Genomic DNA, 18,501 nt, shown 5'->3' on the forward strand with positions numbered 1-18,501 from the left:
CAACTGTCGTTGAAGTCGGCCCCTTGCCAGACCGCGGGGTGGCGATCAGACGGCAGTTCAGAAGCACTTTATGCCAGCCAAATCCGAAAAAGATCGGAGTGGCGCGCCCAGCCTGACCAATCGCCAGCCCGTGCGGGCGGTCTGGGAAACTGGTGTCAGGCGCAGAACACTAAATTGGTGCGCCCTGAAACCGGGCCAGCGTGACGCCGCTGTCTTTTAGACCGGCGCGCACTTGGCGGGCGATATCCACAGCGGCGGGCGTGTCACCATGCAGGCAGATCGTGTCGATCCGGGTGTCGATGCGCCGCCCGCTTTGGGCGATGATCGCACCGGCGGTGACCATCTCGACAATACGGCTGGCCGCCTCGGCCGCATCGTGGATGACCGAACCGGGCAGGCTGCGATCGACCAGCGTGGCGTCATCGTTATAGGCGCGGTCGGCGAAGATCTCACAGGCCGCGTTACAGCGCAGATCGGCCACAGCGGCCTGTTGCGCGGTGCCGGCCAGCACCATGATCGTGATATCGGGGTCCACCGACAGCGCTGCTTCGTAACAGGCCAGTGCAAGGTCGTGATCTTCGGCGGCCATATTGGCCAGCGCGCCGTGCAGTTTCAGATGCCGCACATGGGCACCATTGGCACGGGCCATACCGATGGCCGCGCCCATCTGATAGCGCACCATGTTGCCCAGGCTTTCACGCGGCACATGCATACGCTGACGGCCAAACCCTTGCAAATCGGCAAAGCCCGGATGCGCGCCGATGCCGACACCGCGCTGATGGGCGGCCCGCATCGTGGCCGCCATCACGTTCCAATCGCCCGCATGAAAGCCACAGGCGATATTGGCCGACGTTACCACGTCCAGCAAAGCGGTATCGTCGCCCATGTTCCACGGGCCAACACTTTCGCCCATATCGGCATTCAAATCCACGCTGCGCGTCATGTTTGGGCCTTTTCTTGGTCAAGCTCGGTTCCAGCGGTCACGCCGCCGATCAATTGATAGGAAAGAAGATCACGGATGTCATGCGGATCGCGGACCAAGGGATGCAACCCGCTGCATAGCCCCGCCCGATGGGCGGCGGCGCGGCGCTCGGCCTCGACAGCGTTGTCCAATGTGACGAAGGTAAACCGCAACCTCGCCCCCGGCTGGGCCTGCGCGACAATCGGCAAATCACACGGCAGAACCGAACAGATGCGCGGATAGCCCCCGGTTGTCTGGCATTCACTCAGCAAGACAAACGGCGTGCCGTCGCCGGTGATCTGGATATCGCCCGGCACGACCACCTCGGACAAGACAGACAGGCCCGTGTCACTGTGCAGCGGGTCTGCAGCCTCGGCGATCAGACGTACCCCCATCCGGCTGCCGCGCGTGTCACGGTGAAATTCCGTGGCCTCGAATCGGGCAATCTGATCGGGCCCGAAGAAATCGGTTTGCAGGCTTGGCACAACGCGCACGGTGCCGCCGTCAAACCGTGGCAAGGGCGTAATCCCCTGCCCGACCTCACCCGGCTTGGGATCATCCCCCAAAGGCAGATCATCCCCCGCCTGCACCGCATGACCCACACCGGCCGCCAGATGCGCGCCCCGCGCCCCAAGCTGCGCGGGCAAATCCACGCCGCCACCGACGTGCAAATATCCGTAACTGCCCTGCTCGGCCCCGCCGATGGACAGCCGCGCGCCCCGCGGCAAGGCATGAGAGGCATTCCATGCGATGCGCGTGCCATCAATCGACGCGCGCATGGGCGCGCCGGTCAGCGCGATGCGCATATCCGCCCCGGCCTCGAACTCGCCACCCAGTCCAGCCATTTCAATCGCGGCCAAATCATCGCCCTGCCCCAACAGCGCGGCCCCTTCGGCCAGCGCCAGACGGTCTGCCGCGCCCCCGCGCGACAGGCCAAAGCCCAGATAGCCGGGGCGCCCTTGATCTTGCAGGGTCACGCCCGGCCCGGCCCGGTGGACGATCAGCACGCGGGTCATGTGATCTTCTCGGACATGGCGCCGCCATCCGGCCCGTCCTGACGCATGGCCGCTAATTTTTCAGGTGTGGTTGGCTGAAATTCAACCTCGTCACCGGGGCGCAGCACAAAGGGCGTGTCGGCCTCGGGCCGGAACAGCCGAAACGCCGTTTGCCCGATATGCCGCCATCCGGTTGGGGTGCTGACAGAAAACAGAACAAGCTGCCGGATCGCCACCGTCAGCGCGCCTTCGGGCACGCGCTCGGTCAGGGTCTTTTGGCGGGGGATGTTCCATGCCTCGTCCAACGCGCCCAAATAGGGCTGACCGGGGGCAAAGCCGATGGTCTGCACCCGCACCCGCGTGCCCGAGATCGAGGCAATGGCCTCGGCCTCGGTCAGCCCTGCGGCTTGCGCCGCCTCGGATAATTGCGGGGCCAGATCGGTGCCATAGACCGTCGGAATGCGCCACAGGCGGCGACCTTGTGGCAGATCGGCCTGATACCAATCACGGCTGTCCAGCAGGCGGCGCAAGTGGTTTTGCAGATCGCTGTGGTTGATCCAAAGCGGATCAAACCGGACATAGGCCGAGACCAGCGAAGTTGAACATTCTTCAACCCCGTCCCAACCTTCGGCTTCGATCGCGGCACGCAGGGCCAGCGCCGCACGGTTGGCGGGTTCGGTCAACTGGTCACCAAAGCTGACCAGCAGGCCAACCACACCCACGGTGCGAATGCGGGGCCAGCCCGTGGCGTCTTGGGGTCCGGTTTCGGCGGGGTGCGATGTCATATGACCATGCTGTCTGGTTTCGGGTTGCGTGGGGCGTCAGCGGCGCAAGGCTCAGGGCTGAACGGCACCCGGAAGATAAAGCGCGATTTGCGGAAAGGCGATCAAGGCCATCGCCATCAGGAACATGGCGAACACGTAAGGCAGTGCGCCCAGCATCACATCGCCCATTTTCCCCGATTTGCGCGCGCCCTGCACCACGTACAGGTTCAGACCCACAGGTGGGGTGATCAGGGCCATTTCGATCAATACGATCATCAAGATACCGAACCAGATCGGATCATAGCCCAATTGCACCACCAGCGGCACGATGATCGGGATCGTGACCACCATCAGCGACAGGGTTTCGATGAAAAAGCCCAACACGATATAAATGCCGACGATCACAAAGATCGTCATCAACGGCGTCAGGCCCAGCCCCTCAAGAAAGGCGCGCAATTCCTGCCCCAGCCCGGCCGAGGCCAGCGTGAAGTTCAGGAAAGACGCCCCCAGAACGACCAGCATGATCATTGAGGTGATCTTGATCGTGCCCAACAGGCTTTCGGTCAGCATGCCAACCGATACCCCCCCGAACACCGCTGCAATGACCAGCGCCCCGGCAACGCCCACCGCGGCGGCCTCGGTCGGGGTGGCCCAGCCCTTGTAGATCGTGCCGATAATAACCGTGAACAGCAGGATGATCGGCACCAGATGCGCCAGCGCACGCAGCATCACCGGCAGCGCGAACAGCCGTTGTTCACCGCCCAGCTCGGGGCGGATCATGCAGATGATCGCCGTCATCACGATAAAGGCCAGCGCAAGGCCGATACCCGGCACCAACCCGGCCAAAAACAATTGCGGAATCGAGGTTTGCGTCAGAAAGCCATAAACGATCAGGTTGATCGACGGCGGAATCATGATGCCCAACGTGCCGCCTGCCGCAATCGCACCGGAAAACAGTTTTGGATCATAGCCCAGCTTTTCGGCTTGTGGCATCGCCACCGTGGCCACGGTGGCGGCGGTTGCCACCGAACTGCCCGAGGTGGCCGAGAACATCGTTGCGGTTGCGACATTGGCATGGACCAGACCGCCCGGCAGCCATGAGATCCATTTATCAAGCGCCGCATAGGTGCGCCCGGCCACGCCGCTGCGCACAAGAATTTCGCCCAACAGCACGAAAAACGGAATGGCGATCAGCGTGGCGTTATTCGAGGTAGACCACACCATGTTGCCCAAGCCACGGGTCAGCGGAAAGGCGCTAAAGAACGTATCCACGCCAAAGCCCAACAGGAATAGAACAATTCCCACCGGGATCGACAGGCTAAGCAGGGCCAGCAGGCCAACCGAGACATAGGTGATCATTTCAACACCTCCTGCTCTTCGCCAAAGGCGCCGATTGCGGCCTCGGACGCTTTGAACCGGCCGCGCGCGACCAACGTCAAGGCCGCCAAAAACGTCAGCCACGACATGATTGCAAACCATGCCCAGCCCGCGAACCATGGCACGTGCACCCACCACAAGGGGGTTTCCAACGGGGTATTGGCCCGTGACCCGACCGAAAGCGACCGCTCTAGCACAGGCCAGCATTTGACGGCGATCAAGCTGACAGTGGCCGCCAGCACCACCATTGCCAACAGATCGAACAAAGACCGACCCAAGGCGCCAACGCGCCCACGGATCAGATCAATCCGCACATGGCCCAGTTCCAGCAGGGCATATGCCATGCCCCATGACGTGGCGATGGCCATGGCATAGCCGCTGATTTCATCGGTTCCACCGAAAGAGGCCCCCAATTGCCGCAGCCCGATATCCAACAACACAACCGCGGCACAGGCCAGAAGCATGATGCCAACAGCTATGGCAACGCCCCGGTTCAGGCTACGCAGTGTTTTCAGAAGTCGCTCTGCCATCGGGGGCCTCTTTCGTTCAGTGCCAGGTCTTATTCGGTGGGGATGCTGACACCGACCACTTCACCAACCGACGCGTTCCAGCGCTGCGCCCAATCGGCACCGGCGCGATCCGCCCAATCAGGCAGCACTTCGGTCACAAGGATCTCGCGTGCATTTTCGAAATCGGCATCCGACACCTCGACCAGCGTCATATCGCGCGCGTCACCGGCCGGGCATTCGCCATTGCCGGTCAGGCAGGCAATATCATTAACCAACGCATCCTGTGCGACGGCCCATGCGGGATCTTCGAATTCGGTCTTGATCTGGCTTTCGATCAGGCTTTGCGTGTCGGCATCAAGGCTTTGCCACTTGTCCATATTGATCGCGGTGACAACCGGATCCCATCCACCCAGCGGAATGGGCAGCAGATGTGTCGAAACTTCCCACCATCCGGCGCTATACCCCGATCCGGCGCCAGTGACGGCGCAATCAACCACGCCTTTTTGCAGCGCGCCCGGCACTTCGGAAAAGCTGACATTCACGCCCTCGGCGCCCAGCGCCTCAAGAAACTTGGCCGTCATGCGTCCCGAGGCCCGCACCTTGAGCCCCTCAAGATCATCAAGGCTGTTGACCTCGGCATTGCAGAACACAACCTGCGGTGGGTAAGGCGCAATCGCCAGCACATGGCTGTTGAACGTGTCGCGATAGATGTCTTCCACCATCGGGCGCGCGGTATCGACCATGGCGCGGGCCTCATCGGCGGATAGGGCGACCAATGGAACGTCAAGGCTTTCCAGCGCGGGCGAGTCGGCCACGGCGTAATCGGCCACGGTCATTGCCACGTCATAGACGCCCTGCCCCAACAGGCGATACACGTCGGCCACGCCCAAGTTCATCTCGCCATGGGTGGTCAGGGACACGTTGATCGACCCACCGGAGGCCTCGGGCAGCGTTTCTGTCCAAAACGGTGTCTCGAACTGCTTGTGCAGTGGCAGGCTGGACCAACTGCCGACGACCGACAGGTCTTGTGCGGCCAAAGGCGTGGCCGCAATCGCTGCGGCGGCGGCTGTTGTCAGAATATGTTTCATCTTATTCTCCATGTTGGTTGTGGTGTTGTGTTCGCATCAAGCATCGGCGGACATCTGAGGCGCGATCACCGGAACTTCGGCATCTTCCGGCACATCGGCAATCAGCATGTGACCGGGTTTATGCGTGATACAAAGCGGCAATTGCGCTTGTTCGACCGCCACTTGCGGTGTCACGCCACAAGCCCAGAACATCGGCACCTCGTCGCGGCCAATCGGGGCCGCATCGCCCCAATCGGGGCAGGAGGTATCTGTAATGCCGATCTGCGCCGGATCACCGATATGCACCGGCCCGCCGTGGGCCAAGGGATAGCGCCGCGAAATGGCGGCTACATCATCGACATGCGCGGCAGGAATGGCGCGCATGCTGACCACCATCTTGCCCGAAAACCGCCCCGCCGGAACAGTCTCAATATTGCTGCGGAACATCGGCACCGTGGTGTTGTGCCGGATATGCCAAAGCGGCACGCCCGCGCGTTGGACGGCATGTTCGAAGGTGAAAGAACACCCCAGCGCAAAGGCGACCATATCATCGCTCCACAGGTCAAGGATGTTATCGGCAGACCCATCCAATTTGCCATCACGGTAAATATTGTAGGCCGGCACATCGCTGCGAATGTCGATATCGCGGCCCAAGGTGTGCATCATCGGGTTTCCGGTGTCGGAGACACCGGTTAACGGGCACGGCTTGGGGTTGCGCTGACAATAGCGCATGAAGTCCAAGGCATAAGCCTCGGGCATGATCACCACATTGGCCTGCAAGCAACCAGCCCCCAACCCAGCCGTCTGTCCACTATAGCGACCCGACCGGATCGCGGCACGCACGTCACCCGCGCCTGAGCCCTGCAAGTGTTCGTATGTGATGTCCAATTGGCAGCCCTCCGATACAATGTGCAGGATCACCAAAGAAGACAATAAACGCAAATCGAATAAAATTTACAGTTGATATAAAATATTTTTATCACTGATCGTAGTTCAATGCGATTTTCAAGGCGGTTTGCGCGGCTGTCGTCACGATCGGGCTTCGCGGTTCCCCCATGTAGGACGCAGAAAAGCGCAGCGGCTGCGGATGCCAGCCGGGATCAAATTCGGTGATCCGGCCTGTCGCCACATACCTGGCCCCCAAGGCCCGCGGCAACGCGGCCACGCCCAAACCCGCCTCGACCAGACGAAAGCAAGCTGACAGGGACGAAGATGGAAACAATGTCACGCCGGGCCCAACGCGTTCGAACAGTTCCGCCTTCAATTCCCGATGTGGGCGGGTGTTGCGGGCATAGGTGATCACCGGGCGCGCAAAATAACTGTTGGGCTGATCAGGCGCGTCCTGACCAACGGCGCGATACCACGCCAAATCAAACCCCGGCAGTTCGATATTATCAACGGAAAAGTCTGATACCGGCCCCAACAGAATGGCCAGATCAATCTCGCGGTCCAACAAAGCGGCACGCAGATTGATCGAGATATCAACATTGATTTCGATCTCAAGCTGAGGATAGCGTTGGTGCAGTTCGGCAATCAGATCCGGCAGCCAGCATTGGGCGATGGTCTCGGACACGCCCAGCCGCAGATGCCCCTCCACGCCTGTCGGGTCGATCACGTCTTGGGCCACCAACTCGCTGAGCTGCTCAAATTGCTCGGCATATTTCAACAATAGCTCACCACGCTTGGTCAGGCGCAAACTGCTTCCGGTGCGATCGAACAGCTCGGTCGAAAGAGAGCGTTCAAGATTGCGGATGCGCGTCGTGACAGCAGGCTGGGTTAGATTCAGCATCTTCGACGCCTTGCCCACCCCACCCAGACGGACGACGGACAAAAATGTCTTGAGCTGTTCCAGATTGATTCGCGACATGACCATCACCATACAAAGCGCGTGCGCCGAAACCCACAGGCCAGTGCCGGATCAGGAGCGCGATCACCACACGACCCAAGTCAGCCTACCGTTCGGTAGTGTCTCAGTTTGAAATCAGGGAGTCTTTATATGGCTCAACGCAATCTTAACCTCTTACATACATTGTCACGCCCGCGCGATGCGCTCTTGTCAGTGTCACGACAAGCTTACATATATTGCCTAGATGTGGTAACAAGCATCTTAGGCGGCATTAGACCGCACGCACAGGAGGAAGACGATGCCAAAAGGACCGCAAGGCCAAAAGCGCCCAGCGGACGTGATCGGCAATGCTGTCCACATTGCAAAGATCGCAACGGGCGAGATCGAAGAAACAACACTGAAACAACCGGCCAAGCGCAAGAGCGGTTTGGCGGGCGCGAAGGCGCGTCAGGACAACACCACGGACGCCCAGCGCTCAGAGATCGCGCGCAAGGCCGCAGACGCGAGGTGGAAGTGATGGCTGCGCCTTATACCCCTCTTGCTATCGCGAATGAGTTCATTGACCGTCACGGCGAGCCCTATGGCTTGGAGCATATGAAGCTTCAAAAGCTTGTTTACTGCTCTTACGGCTATTGGCTCGGGCATTACGGTTTGGAGGGCTCGCGCCTTACTTCCGAGGGGCCTCAGATTTGGAAGTTTGGCCCAGTGTTCCCAAGCCTTTATCACGCATTGAAGCTTTTTGGCAGGCGCGAGATTGATGCGCCTCAATCTGCATCTCCGTTTGGAGAGCCTGATAGGGTTGATGAAGGAGATCGGGAAGTTCTCAATCTTATTGATTGGGTATGGGACAGATATGGCCACATGACGAGCTTTTCTTTGTCTGATTTAACCCACCGCCCCGGCACTCCTTGGCATAAAGTTGCACAGGAGAACAACTTTAGAGTTGCTCAAAACACACCGATCCCGGACGAGTATATTCACGAAGAGTTTTGCCGTCTGCTGACAGAAGTTGATGCCGATGGCGAAAATCAAAGAAAAACAGGTTGATCTCGAGCGCGACCCGACGCCTGAAGCGGAGGCGTCAGGAACGTTTGAGTCTCCGGAAGAAAGAGCGGCTCAGGCCCGACATAATCGGGATATGGAAACCCTTTCGGCGCAGCAAGGCCCCATCGGGAGGTTGATAGGCTCGGATGATAGTTCGCTCAACTTGAGCTTCATTCTTCTTATGGTTGGGTTTTTTGCGCTTTGAGTGATTGGGTTTGCGTCTATATGGGCTGAGAACCTCGGGACAGCGTTAGAGCGCCTACTGACCTTTCAGTTGACGGTAGCTGGCTACATATTCGGCAAGAAAACAAAGTGAACTTTTTGCTTGTTAAATAGGGCCTGCATACTTATATTCTAGGTATGAACAAACTCGACACCAAAACCCGCTGCACCATCCTCAATATGCTTGTTGAGGGTTCTTCCATGCGCTCAATCAGCCGCATTACAGGCGTGTCGATCAATACCGTTTCCAAGCTGCTGGTGGACGCTGGTGAAGCGTGTGCGGCCTACCACGATGAAGCCGTGCGCAACGTGAACGCACAGCGCGTCCAGTGCGATGAAATCTGGTCTTTCGTCTACGCCAAGGACAAGAACGTAAAAACCGCTAAGGCCGCTCCTGATGGCGCTGGCGACGTGTGGACGTGGACGGCTATCGACGCTGATAGCAAGATGATTTTGGCTTACGAGATTGGTGACCGTTCGGCGGCAACGGCAATTGAGTTTATGGACGATCTGTGTGCCCGCCTTTCCAGCCGCGTGCAACTGACCACGGATGGCCGCCGCGCCTATCTGGAGGCCGTAGAAGGCGCGTTTGGTGGCGATGTGGACTATGCCCAGCTTATCAAGCTGTATGGCGATCTGGGCGGCAAAACAGCAGAGCGCAAGTATTCTCCGGCTGAGTGCACCGGGATTAAGAAGCGCGCTGTTGAAGGTCGCCACGACATGGCGCACGTCAGCACGTCATACGTTGAGCGCCAAAACCTCACAATGCGCATGGGTATGCGCCGATTTACCCGCCTGACCAATGGCTTTTCCAAGAAGCTGGAAAACCACCTGCACATGCTTTCGCTCTACTTCGTGCACTACAATTTTGTGCGGGTTCACAAGAGCCTGCGCATGACAGCCGCGATGGCGGCTGGCGTGTCCGACACGCTGCACGATATGGAATGGATCGTGGGCCTGATCGACGCGCGCGCACCAGCACCTAAGAAGCGTGGCCCCTACAAAAAGAAATCAATTTCAAACTGAGACACTACCTACCGTTCCGGCCTAGGCATCACGGTTCTTCCACATCCAAGACAACAGAGGGCGGTTCAATGGTATTCTCGATCAATGACAGAATGTCCGATCGGATCGCGCCATCATTAGGGTCGAACAGTCCGGTCCGTTTCAAGGCTTGGCGCACATTGATATCGGTTCCCAAATACTCAAGCGCCACTTTCGAGGCACCGGGTTTGCGCCCGCGTCTTGTTGGTCCGCCGGTCTGGATACCCAGCAACAGGCCGATGCGGTTGCGATGGCTGGGGTACAGGGTTGCCTGCGTGATCGTGTTTACCTCGATCGCTTCATACTCCAGAATATGGAGACGGTCGGCAAGATAGAACAAAACGCCCTCGTACTTGTTCAAGCCGTTTGATCGCCCGGTCTTGGGGTCTCGCAGGATTTCGATATTTTTCCAATAATACTTGTTATCTTCGCTGTAGACGAGCGCGAGAGACCGGATGACCTTGCCTTGGTTTCCAAAAGAATAGAAATACCGAAAATAGTAGCCCAGGTATTTTCCCAAGTCTTGGCTGTGCTGATACAGCTTGTCGAGATGGCGCAGGGGTTTGCTCAGCGCCTCTTGTTGGACCGGCCTGCGTTTTAGCGCGATGACATCCTCGAACTGTCGCGGGTCCAGCAAAAGCTCGGATTCCGAGACGCCGAAAAAATCGCAGATTCGCCGCATGTTGCGGCGCGACGGATGCGAACTACCAGCAAGATACTTGTTGAATTGTTGGCGGTTGATTTCCAGCCTGCGGCACACCTCTGCAATTGAAAGGTGGTAACTGCACAGCAGGGCGAGGTTGTGGCGAAGCTCATCAGACATGTCTCATTCTTATAGTGACGCCTTAATCGCGTCAACTTGCGAATGGTCGCGAAGTTGTCACGTTATGCCAAGGGACATAGGCTTTCGACCAACAAAGGCATCACTGAGATGTGCGGCAAATCGGAGGCAGGCAAATGGAGCATGTGGTTAAATTCCCCCAAGAGGTTAAGGAAATCCATCATATGGAAATTCCGATGCCTGATGGCTGCAAGCTGGCCGCGCGCATATGGATGCCAGCAGGCGCAGAAGATGCGCCGGTTCCCGCGATCTTGGAATATTTGCCCTATCGCAAAAACGATTTCACCACCGCGCGCGATGCGTCAATGCAGCCCTATCTGGCCGGGCATGGCTATGCGGTGATCCGGCTGGACCTGCGCGGTGCAGGCGATTCCGAAGGGCTGATGGTGGATGAATACCTACCGCAAGAACTGCAAGATGGGTGCGACGCGATCGCCTGGATCGCCGATCAGCCATGGTGCGATGGCAATGTCGGCATGATCGGCATTTCCTGGGGCGGGTTCAACGGTTTGCAGATCGCAGCGTTGCAGCCGCCCGCGCTTAAGGCCGTGGTGACACTGTGCTCCACCGATGACCGCTATGCCGACGATATTCACTACATGGGCGGCTGCCTTCTGGGTGAGCAACTAAGCTGGGCCTCGATCATGTTCGGGCGCAATACCCTGCCCCCCGACCCCGCGAATGTGGGCGAAAAATGGCGCGACTTATGGCTAGAGCGTCTTGAGGGCAGCGGTTTGTGGCTGAAGAATTGGCTACAGCATCAGCGGCGCGACGCCTTCTGGCAGCATGGGTCAGTTTGCGAGGACTGGTCAAAGGTTCAGGTGCCGGTCTACGCGGTCTCGGGCTGGGCCGATGGCTATCCACGCAGCGTGTTTCGCCTGATGGAGAATTTGCCGGGGCCGAAAAAGGGCTTGGTGGGACCATGGGCCCATCGCTATCCGCACATGGGCGAACCCGGCCCGGCGATAGGTTTTCTTCAGGACGAATTGCGTTGGTGGGATCACTGGCTCAAAGGGCGCGAAACCGGCATCATGGACGAGCCGATGATGCGGCTCTACATGCAAGACAGCGCCACACCCAAGGGCCATTACACGCACCGCCCCGGCCATTGGATTGCCGAGCCAAGCTGGCCCTCACCGCAGGTGACGCGGACAGCGTTCCACCTGACACCAGACGGCGGATTGAGCACCGCGCAACCATCCGCAAGCACCGTCCTGCATCACCACAGCCCCGCGGATGTGGGCATGGCCTCTGGCAAATGGTGTGGCTACGGCACACCGGGCGACGCCCCGTTGGACCAGCGCCGCGAAGACGCCGGAAGCCTGTGCTTTGAAATCGACGTGCCCGAGGATGGGCTGGCCTTTGCGGGTGATGCCAATGTCCACTTGCGGCTTGCCGTGGACAGGCCGGTGGCGCAAATTGCCGCGCGGTTGGTGGATGTTCACCCCGATGGCCGCGCGACTCGCCTGTCCTTTGGTGTTTTCAACATCAACCACCTTCAGGGACACGACCAGCCGCAGATGTTGCAGCCCGGCGAAGTCTACAACGTGACAATCCCCATGAAGCACGTCGCGCAATCCTTGCCCGCCGGGCACCGGCTGCGGCTGGCTTTGTCCAGCAGCTATTTTCCGATGATCTGGCCAACGCCCGATCCGGTGATGTTCAGCGTTCACACCGATGGCAGCGCATTGGAGTTGCCATTGCGCGCACCTGCCGCCTTGGATGATACCTTGGCCGCGTTCGACGCCCCAGTGGCCGCACCGCCGCCCCCGACCGAACAGATTGTCGAACCCGAAACGTGGTTCCGCATTGTCGAGGATGCGGCAAACAACGACATACAAATGCAATTCGCCGATGGCGGCGGGGTCACGCGTTTGCTGACCAATGACCTAACACTGCACAAGCAGGGGTATGAAACATATGGCGTTCAGCTTGATGATGTGACCTCGGCTTGGGGGCGGACCGAATGGCATTACGGGCTTAGCCGCGACGATTGGTCGGTGCGGTCCGAGACCCGCACATTGCTGCACACCGATGCCAACGATTTTATCATCACCGCCGAGTTGCGCGCCTGGGAGGGAGATACGCTGATCGCGGAAAAACAATGGGAAGAACGCATACCGCGTGACCACATGTAAGTCAGTAGAAGCGATGTCCGGCGTATGTAGCGAATTCATGCGAAAGTGATCGGTTTCAACACCATGCATGCTCCGATCAGAAATAGTTAAGGGAGAACAAGACGATGAAACAGACAGGAACAACTCGCCGGGGCTTTCTCGGCACGACGGCGGCTTTGGGCGCCCTTGGACTTGCCCCCGCTTGGACCACAGCGGCCTTTGCGCAAACAGGCGGCACACTGCGCCTGCGCATCGACGGTGACAACAATGTGCTTGACCCGGGCTTCATGAGTGGCGGCACCGAGATCGAAGCCCAGAAGCAATGCCTGCCGTTCCTTGCGCAATATGCCCGTGACGGAGAAACCTTCACATGGGAGCCGACCTATTTCGTCACCAAGCTGGAACAACGCGACGCCACGCATATCGACTTTGAACTGGCCGAGGGCCTGATCTGGTCAAACGGCTACGGCCCGGTCATGGCGTCAGATGTCAAGTTTTCCTACGAGCGGATGAAGGACACCGACTGGTCCGGCTATTTCGAAGCATTGGACCACGTCGAAGTGACCGGCGACCGCAGCGGAACCATTGTTCTTGCCAAGCCCTTCGCGCCGTTCATCATGATCACGCTGTGCCATGGGCCCGGTGCGGTTCTAAGCGAAAAGGCGATGGCGGATGTGGGCGGTAGTTTCACCACGAAGTTCCCGGCGGTCTGCGGCCCTTACACATACGAGGCGACACCGGGCCAGCGCGCAGTCTTTTCCGCAAACCCCGAGTGGACTGGACCCAAGCCCGCCTTTGACAAGGTCGAATGCAACGTCATCACCGAGGTCAAGGCGGCGGAATTGGCCTTTGAGGCCAGAGAGTTGGACTGCACCGAGGTCGGCGCCGATACGCTTGCGCGGTATACCAAAGATCTTCCGGACGGCACCGACATCGCCGTGGCCGGAGAACTGCAATACATGTGGATGGGCATGAACACCGAACATCCGAAGTTGCAAGATATCCGCATCCGTCAGGCGATCCAGCATGCGGTGGATGTCGATACGATCCTGCAAGGCGCCTACTCGGGGACAACGGCCAAGTCGCACGGCATCATCTGCCCCGGTCTGACCGGCCAGCGGGACACCACGGGCTATAGCTATGATCCGGCAAAGGCGCGCGCCTTGTTGTCCGAGGCCGGTGTGTCGGGATTGAGCCTGACGCTGCGCACCCTGAACAACCAAGAGCGGATGCTGACCGCCCAGATCATTCAGGCGAACCTGATGCAGGTGGGCATCACCGTCAAAATTCTGCCGCTTGACAGCGGCCCCTACTGGGACATGGGCCAAGAAAGCAAAGGCGACACATGGCAGGATCTTGAACTTTGGCTGATGCGGTTCGGCACCACGCCGGACCCCTATGAGGCGACACAGTGGTTCACCTCGGATCAGGTCGGGGTCTGGAACTGGGAGCGTTGGACGGACGAAGAATTTGACCGCCTCTACGAAGAGGGCATCAACGAGACCGATCCGCAAAAGCGCCACGACATCTATGTTCGCATGCAAGAGATCATGGAGAACACCGGCGCCTATGTCTGGATCAACCACGAGCCCGAAGCCTTCGTGCACAGCACCGAGGTGGTGGTGAATGCCGCCCCGTCGGGCGAATTGAACTACCGTCGGTTCGGCCAAGGCTGATCATCGGCCTTCGGGAACGGCCCGCGCAGCACCGCGCGGGCCGGTATTGTGCAAATCGATCGAAGAGAGGCCGAACGTGCTGTATTACCTTACAAAACGTCTGGGATTGTCGGCGATGGTCATCGGCTTGGTCGTGCTGGTGCTGTTTTCGCTGCTGCACCTGATACCCGGCGACCCGGCGACCATCGCGCTTGGTCCGCGCGCCACGCCCGAGGCAATCGCGCGCTATGCGGAAAAGATGCACTTGGATGACCCCGTTTGGCGACAGTTCCTGATCTATATCGGCAATGCCTTGACCGGCGATCTTGGGCTGGACGTGTTCTCGGATCGGCCGGTGACCGCCATAATCAACGAGCGGATCGGCTTCACGCTGGCGCTGGTCGGCGCGGGGATGGGCTGGGCCATGTTGCTTGGAATTCCGTTGGGCTGCTTGGCGGCGGTCAAACCCAACAGCTGGATTGACCGCATCACCGGCGTGCTGTCGGTTGGAACGATTGCGGTTCCGTCATTCTTGGTGTCGATCTGGGCGCTGCTGATCTTTGCGGTGCATCTGCGCTGGCTACCGGCCATCGGCGCGGGAGAATCCGGAGATATTGGCGACCAGCTTTCCCACCTGATCCTTCCCGCCTTTGCCATCGGGCTAAGCTGGGTGGGGTATCTGGCACGGATGGTGCGCGCCTCGATGCTGGAGGTGATGGGCGAAAACTACATTCGGTCGGCGCGCGCTTTTGGCTTACGGCCGCGGCGGGTGATCTTTGGCTACGCGCTGCGGGTGGCCATCCTTCCCACCATCACGCTGATTGGTATGGGGTTTGGCGGTATGCTCTCGGCGACTGTATTTGCCGAAATCATCTTTGCCCGCCCCGGCATTGGCAAGCTGATCTTCGACGCCGTGATGGCGCGCAACTTCCCGATCGTGCAGGGCGCGGTTTTGGTGGCCACAGGCCTCTATATCCTCGTCGTCCTGTTTTCTGACATCCTCATAGCTTGGTTTGATCCCCGTGTCCGAGAATCGCTCTGAATCCGAAACCGGTATTCCGGCTGTCGACGCGACGGGGCTACCCGATCACGTGACCGAGGCCGAAATCCGCGAATCCGCCGCCCGTGAACGCCGCGAGAAGCTGCATATGTTCCTGACCAATTGGCAGGGGCTGACCGGGCTGATCCTTGTCACGCTGTTCTTTGCCAGTGCCATCTTTGCACCTTGGCTTGCGCCCTATGATCCGAACGCGCTGGATGTCCCGGCGCGTCTGTCCGGCCCGACGCTGGAGCATCTGGCAGGCACCGACCAATTGGGCCGCGATACGCTGTCACGCATTCTCTACGGTGGGCGGGTGGCCCTTTATATCGCGGCGATCGGCGTCTCTGTCTCATTGGTCATCGGCTTGATCCTCGGCATGATCGCCGGGTTCGGGCCCCGTTGGCTGGACAATCTGCTTCTGTTGGCCTTTGACACCGTGCGCTCTTTCCCGACAATCGTTCTGGCGCTGGCAACTGTGGCCCTCACCGGACCAAGCCTCGGCGTCGTGTTGGCCATCGTGATCATCACATCAATCCCGCAATATGCGCGGGTGGCCCGCACGGCCACGCTGACACTGAGGAACACCGATTTCATCCTCGCCGAACGCTCGCTGGGCGCCAGCATGACAAGAACCCTTCTGCACCACGTCATGCCCAATGTCGTCGGGCCGCTGCTGATCCTCGCGGCGATGGAAGTGCCAGTGGTGGTCACTGTCGAGGCGGGCTTGAGCTTTCTGGGCCTCGGCGTGACGCCACCCACCGCCAGTTGGGGGACGATTCTGAACGAGGGCTATCTGGTGATCCGCGATGCGCCTTGGATGGTAATCGCAGGGGGCATCCCGCTGATCCTGACGACGCTAGGCTTTACCTTCCTTGGCGAGGCACTGCGCGACATTTTCGACCCACGCATGGGGAAAGGACGCTAATATGCCCAAGGATACCACAGACGCGCCCGAAACGCTGCTGGACATTCGCAACCTTTCGGTTGATTTCCGCACGCCGCGGGGCCGGGTCAAGGCGCTGCGCGACTTCTCCTTTCCGATCCGCAAGAACAGGATCGTGGGGATCGTGGGCGAAAGCGGATCGGGGAAATCCACCGTGCTTTGGGCATTGCTGGGCCTACTGGCCAAGAACGCCGAAGTGACGGACGGCGAAGTCCGCTTTGGCGACCGCGACCTGCTGCACGCCAGCGAGGCGCAGCTGCGCGCCACCCGCGGCGAGGAAATATCGGTGGTCTTCCAAGACCCGATGACCAGCCAAATCCCGGTGCTGACCTATGGCCAGCAAATGCTGGACATCCTTTACCGGCGACCGGATGTGTCCACGGCCGAGAAACGCCGCATGGCCGTCGAGATGCTGGGCAAAGTGGGCATCCCCGACCCGGACAAGCGGATCGACCAATATCCGCACCATTTTTCGGGCGGAATGCGTCAGCGGGCCGGGATCGCCATGGCGCTGCTGACCGGGCCACAGCTTTTGCTGGCGGATGAACCGACAACTGCGCTTGACGTGACAATGGAAGCGCAAATCATTCACCTTTTGCAGGATCTCCAGAAGGAACTGGACGCAACAGTTGCCGTCGTTTCGCATAACCTTGGCCTGATTGCCGAGCTGTGCGACGACGTGATCATGATGTATGCCGGCGAGGTCATCGAGGCAGGCGACGTGCGCGAAATCTTCCACAATGCGCAGCATCCCTATACCCGCGCGCTTTTGGAATGCGATCCGGCACGGATCGACGATGTGTCGCGCAAACTGCCGGTGATCCCCGGCGATATCCCCGACCTGACCAAGGCGCTGTCGGGCTGCATCTTTGCGCCGCGCTGCCCGCGGGCGCTGCCCGCCTGTCAAGAGAAGATGCCGCCGGATGTGACCCGTGGCGAGATGAGCCTTGCGCGCTGTCACCTGCTGGACGGGCCGCACCATGACCCAAGCTGGCCGCCGCCGTTGGACGTTATGACCGTCGGGCAAGGCGACGCCGGTGCGGCCAAGCCCGCGCGCGCGATACGTGACGCTCCTCTGCTTGAGGTCACTGATCTAAATGTCCAGTTCCAGACAGTCGGACCGCTGCGCGCGCGTCTGAACGGTATCCGCCAGCGCCACGTGGATGCTGTGCTTGATGTCAGCCTGTCCGTTGCCCCGGGCGAAACCGTCGGGCTGGTTGGCGAAAGCGGCTCGGGCAAGACGACACTGGGCCGCTGTGTGCTGAACCTTGTGCCGTCGCAAGCGGGCAGCGTGCGCTTCGAAGGCACAGAAACCCAGAATATGCCCGAACGACGATTCAAGCCGCTGCGCCGGGACATGGCAATGATGTTTCAGGATCCTGTCGGCTCGCTCAGCCCGCGCAAATCCGTGCGCGCCCTGATCACCGAACCCTTCCAGATTCACGGTATCGCCGGTGTTGATCTGGACAAAGAGGCCGAGCGGCTGGCCGAAATGGTGCGCCTGCCCAAAGCCTTTCTGTCGCGATACCCCCATGAATTGTCAGGCGGGCAAGCTCGGCGTGTCGGCGTGGCCCGCGCACTGGCCCTGAACCCCAAGCTGATCATCGCCGACGAGCCTACCGCCGGGCTGGATGTGTCGGTGCAGGGCGAGATTCTCAATCTCATGGCCAATTTGCAGGCCGAGCACGAGCTGGGCTACCTGATCATCACGCACAACCTGCCCGTGGTGCGCCATATCGCCGACAGGCTGGCCATCATGTATCTGGGCCGCATCGTCGAAGAGGGGCGGACCGACGAAGTCTTTGCACGGCCTGTTCATCCCTACACGCAGGCCCTTGTCCAAGGCGTGCCGCAGCCCGACCCGGATCGCCGCCGCGTGCATGTATCAATCTCGGGCGAGGTGCCAAGCTTGCTTAATCGGCCCAAGGGCTGCGATTTCGCAGGCCGCTGTCCGTTTGCACAGGATCGTTGCAGGGCCGAGAAGCCACCTCATATGACGATGCCGGACGGGCGGCGACATGCTTGCCATTTCCCACTTGTCCAGTCGTGACACACATCAAATAAAGAGAAGATC

At 59.8% G+C, this 18,501-nt stretch carries 18 protein-coding genes; 9 read left to right on the plus strand and 9 right to left on the minus strand.

Features of this window, described 5'->3' with window-relative positions; all coding sequences use genetic code 11:
• Window positions 1-169: 169 nt before the first annotated feature.
• From HAT86_RS04105 to HAT86_RS04140, 8 genes are all read right to left on the minus strand, one after another.
• The gene (locus tag HAT86_RS04105; RefSeq protein WP_167193681.1) at window positions 170-943 is read right to left on the minus strand and encodes a LamB/YcsF family protein; all 774 of its coding nucleotides are present in this window, start codon (window positions 941-943) and stop codon (window positions 170-172) included.
• Window positions 940-1,977 carry a 5-oxoprolinase subunit C family protein gene (locus HAT86_RS04110; protein ID WP_167193683.1) on the minus strand — a complete coding sequence of 346 codons (1,038 nt, stop codon included), beginning with the start codon at window positions 1,975-1,977 and terminating at the stop codon, window positions 940-942. The genes HAT86_RS04105 and HAT86_RS04110 overlap by 4 nt, the downstream gene beginning before the upstream one ends.
• Entirely contained in the window at window positions 1,974-2,741 is a 768-nt protein-coding gene (locus tag HAT86_RS04115) for a 5-oxoprolinase subunit B family protein (protein WP_167193685.1), read from the minus strand. The genes HAT86_RS04110 and HAT86_RS04115 overlap by 4 nt, the downstream gene beginning before the upstream one ends.
• Window positions 2,742-2,792: 51 nt before the next feature.
• Window positions 2,793-4,079, minus strand: a complete 1,287-nt coding sequence (locus tag HAT86_RS04120; RefSeq protein ID WP_167193687.1) for a TRAP transporter large permease — start codon at window positions 4,077-4,079, stop codon at window positions 2,793-2,795.
• The gene (locus HAT86_RS04125; RefSeq protein WP_167193689.1) at window positions 4,076-4,627 is read right to left on the minus strand and encodes a TRAP transporter small permease subunit; all 552 of its coding nucleotides are present in this window, start codon (window positions 4,625-4,627) and stop codon (window positions 4,076-4,078) included. The genes HAT86_RS04120 and HAT86_RS04125 overlap by 4 nt, the downstream gene beginning before the upstream one ends.
• A 29-nt stretch (window positions 4,628-4,656) precedes the next feature.
• Complete coding sequence (locus HAT86_RS04130) at window positions 4,657-5,694, minus strand: TRAP transporter substrate-binding protein (RefSeq protein WP_167193691.1); 1,038 nt, start codon at window positions 5,692-5,694, stop codon at window positions 4,657-4,659.
• Between the two features lie 36 nt (window positions 5,695-5,730).
• On the minus strand, window positions 5,731-6,561 hold the full coding sequence (locus tag HAT86_RS04135) for a putative hydro-lyase (RefSeq protein ID WP_167193693.1): 831 nt from the start codon (window positions 6,559-6,561) through the stop codon (window positions 5,731-5,733).
• 91 nt (window positions 6,562-6,652) lie between these two features.
• Window positions 6,653-7,540, minus strand: a complete 888-nt coding sequence (locus tag HAT86_RS04140; protein ID WP_196780506.1) for a LysR family transcriptional regulator — start codon at window positions 7,538-7,540, stop codon at window positions 6,653-6,655.
• Between the two features lie 316 nt (window positions 7,541-7,856).
• Here HAT86_RS04140 and HAT86_RS04145 point away from each other — a divergent pair, with 316 nt between their 5' ends.
• The 4 genes from HAT86_RS04145 (at window position 7,857) to HAT86_RS04160 (ending at window position 9,811) form a co-directional block, all read left to right on the plus strand.
• Window positions 7,857-8,036, plus strand: coding sequence for a histone H1 (locus HAT86_RS04145; protein ID WP_231125806.1), 180 nt, complete (start codon window positions 7,857-7,859; stop codon window positions 8,034-8,036).
• A complete protein-coding gene (locus tag HAT86_RS04150; protein WP_167193697.1) occupies window positions 8,036-8,566 on the plus strand; it encodes a Panacea domain-containing protein in 531 nt (176 codons plus the stop codon). Before HAT86_RS04145 ends, HAT86_RS04150 begins: the two co-directional genes overlap by 1 nt.
• Complete coding sequence (locus HAT86_RS04155) at window positions 8,538-8,768, plus strand: hypothetical protein (RefSeq protein WP_167193699.1); 231 nt, start codon at window positions 8,538-8,540, stop codon at window positions 8,766-8,768. The genes HAT86_RS04150 and HAT86_RS04155 overlap by 29 nt, the downstream gene beginning before the upstream one ends.
• Before the next feature lie 155 nt (window positions 8,769-8,923).
• Window positions 8,924-9,811, plus strand: a complete 888-nt coding sequence (locus HAT86_RS04160; RefSeq protein ID WP_231125807.1) for an IS1 family transposase — start codon at window positions 8,924-8,926, stop codon at window positions 9,809-9,811.
• A 28-nt stretch (window positions 9,812-9,839) separates the two neighbouring features.
• Here the strand turns inward: HAT86_RS04160 and HAT86_RS04165 are convergent, their stop codons facing one another.
• On the minus strand, window positions 9,840-10,652 hold the full coding sequence (locus tag HAT86_RS04165; RefSeq protein WP_167193701.1) for a helix-turn-helix transcriptional regulator: 813 nt from the start codon (window positions 10,650-10,652) through the stop codon (window positions 9,840-9,842).
• A 134-nt stretch (window positions 10,653-10,786) separates the two neighbouring features.
• On the opposite strand from HAT86_RS04165, the gene HAT86_RS04170 reads away from it, so the two are divergent.
• From HAT86_RS04170 to HAT86_RS04190, 5 genes are all read left to right on the plus strand, one after another.
• Window positions 10,787-12,808: a CocE/NonD family hydrolase gene (locus HAT86_RS04170; protein ID WP_167193702.1), complete on the plus strand. Its 2,022-nt coding sequence runs from the start codon at window positions 10,787-10,789 to the stop codon at window positions 12,806-12,808.
• Window positions 12,809-12,912: 104 nt separating this feature from the next.
• Window positions 12,913-14,463 (plus strand): ABC transporter substrate-binding protein, encoded by a 1,551-nt coding sequence (locus tag HAT86_RS04175; protein ID WP_167193704.1) that lies wholly within the window; start codon window positions 12,913-12,915, stop codon window positions 14,461-14,463.
• 76 nt (window positions 14,464-14,539) lie between these two features.
• Window positions 14,540-15,484 (plus strand): ABC transporter permease, encoded by a 945-nt coding sequence (locus tag HAT86_RS04180; RefSeq protein ID WP_167193706.1) that lies wholly within the window; start codon window positions 14,540-14,542, stop codon window positions 15,482-15,484.
• Window positions 15,465-16,409: an ABC transporter permease gene (locus HAT86_RS04185; protein WP_331272495.1), complete on the plus strand. Its 945-nt coding sequence runs from the start codon at window positions 15,465-15,467 to the stop codon at window positions 16,407-16,409. The genes HAT86_RS04180 and HAT86_RS04185 overlap by 20 nt, the downstream gene beginning before the upstream one ends.
• Window position 16,410: 1 nt before the next feature.
• On the plus strand, window positions 16,411-18,477 hold the full coding sequence (locus tag HAT86_RS04190; RefSeq protein ID WP_167193708.1) for a dipeptide ABC transporter ATP-binding protein: 2,067 nt from the start codon (window positions 16,411-16,413) through the stop codon (window positions 18,475-18,477).
• Window positions 18,478-18,501 lie beyond the last annotated feature (24 nt).

Source organism: Roseovarius gahaiensis (assembly GCF_011601345.1).
GTDB lineage: Bacteria > Pseudomonadota > Alphaproteobacteria > Rhodobacterales > Rhodobacteraceae > Roseovarius > Roseovarius gahaiensis.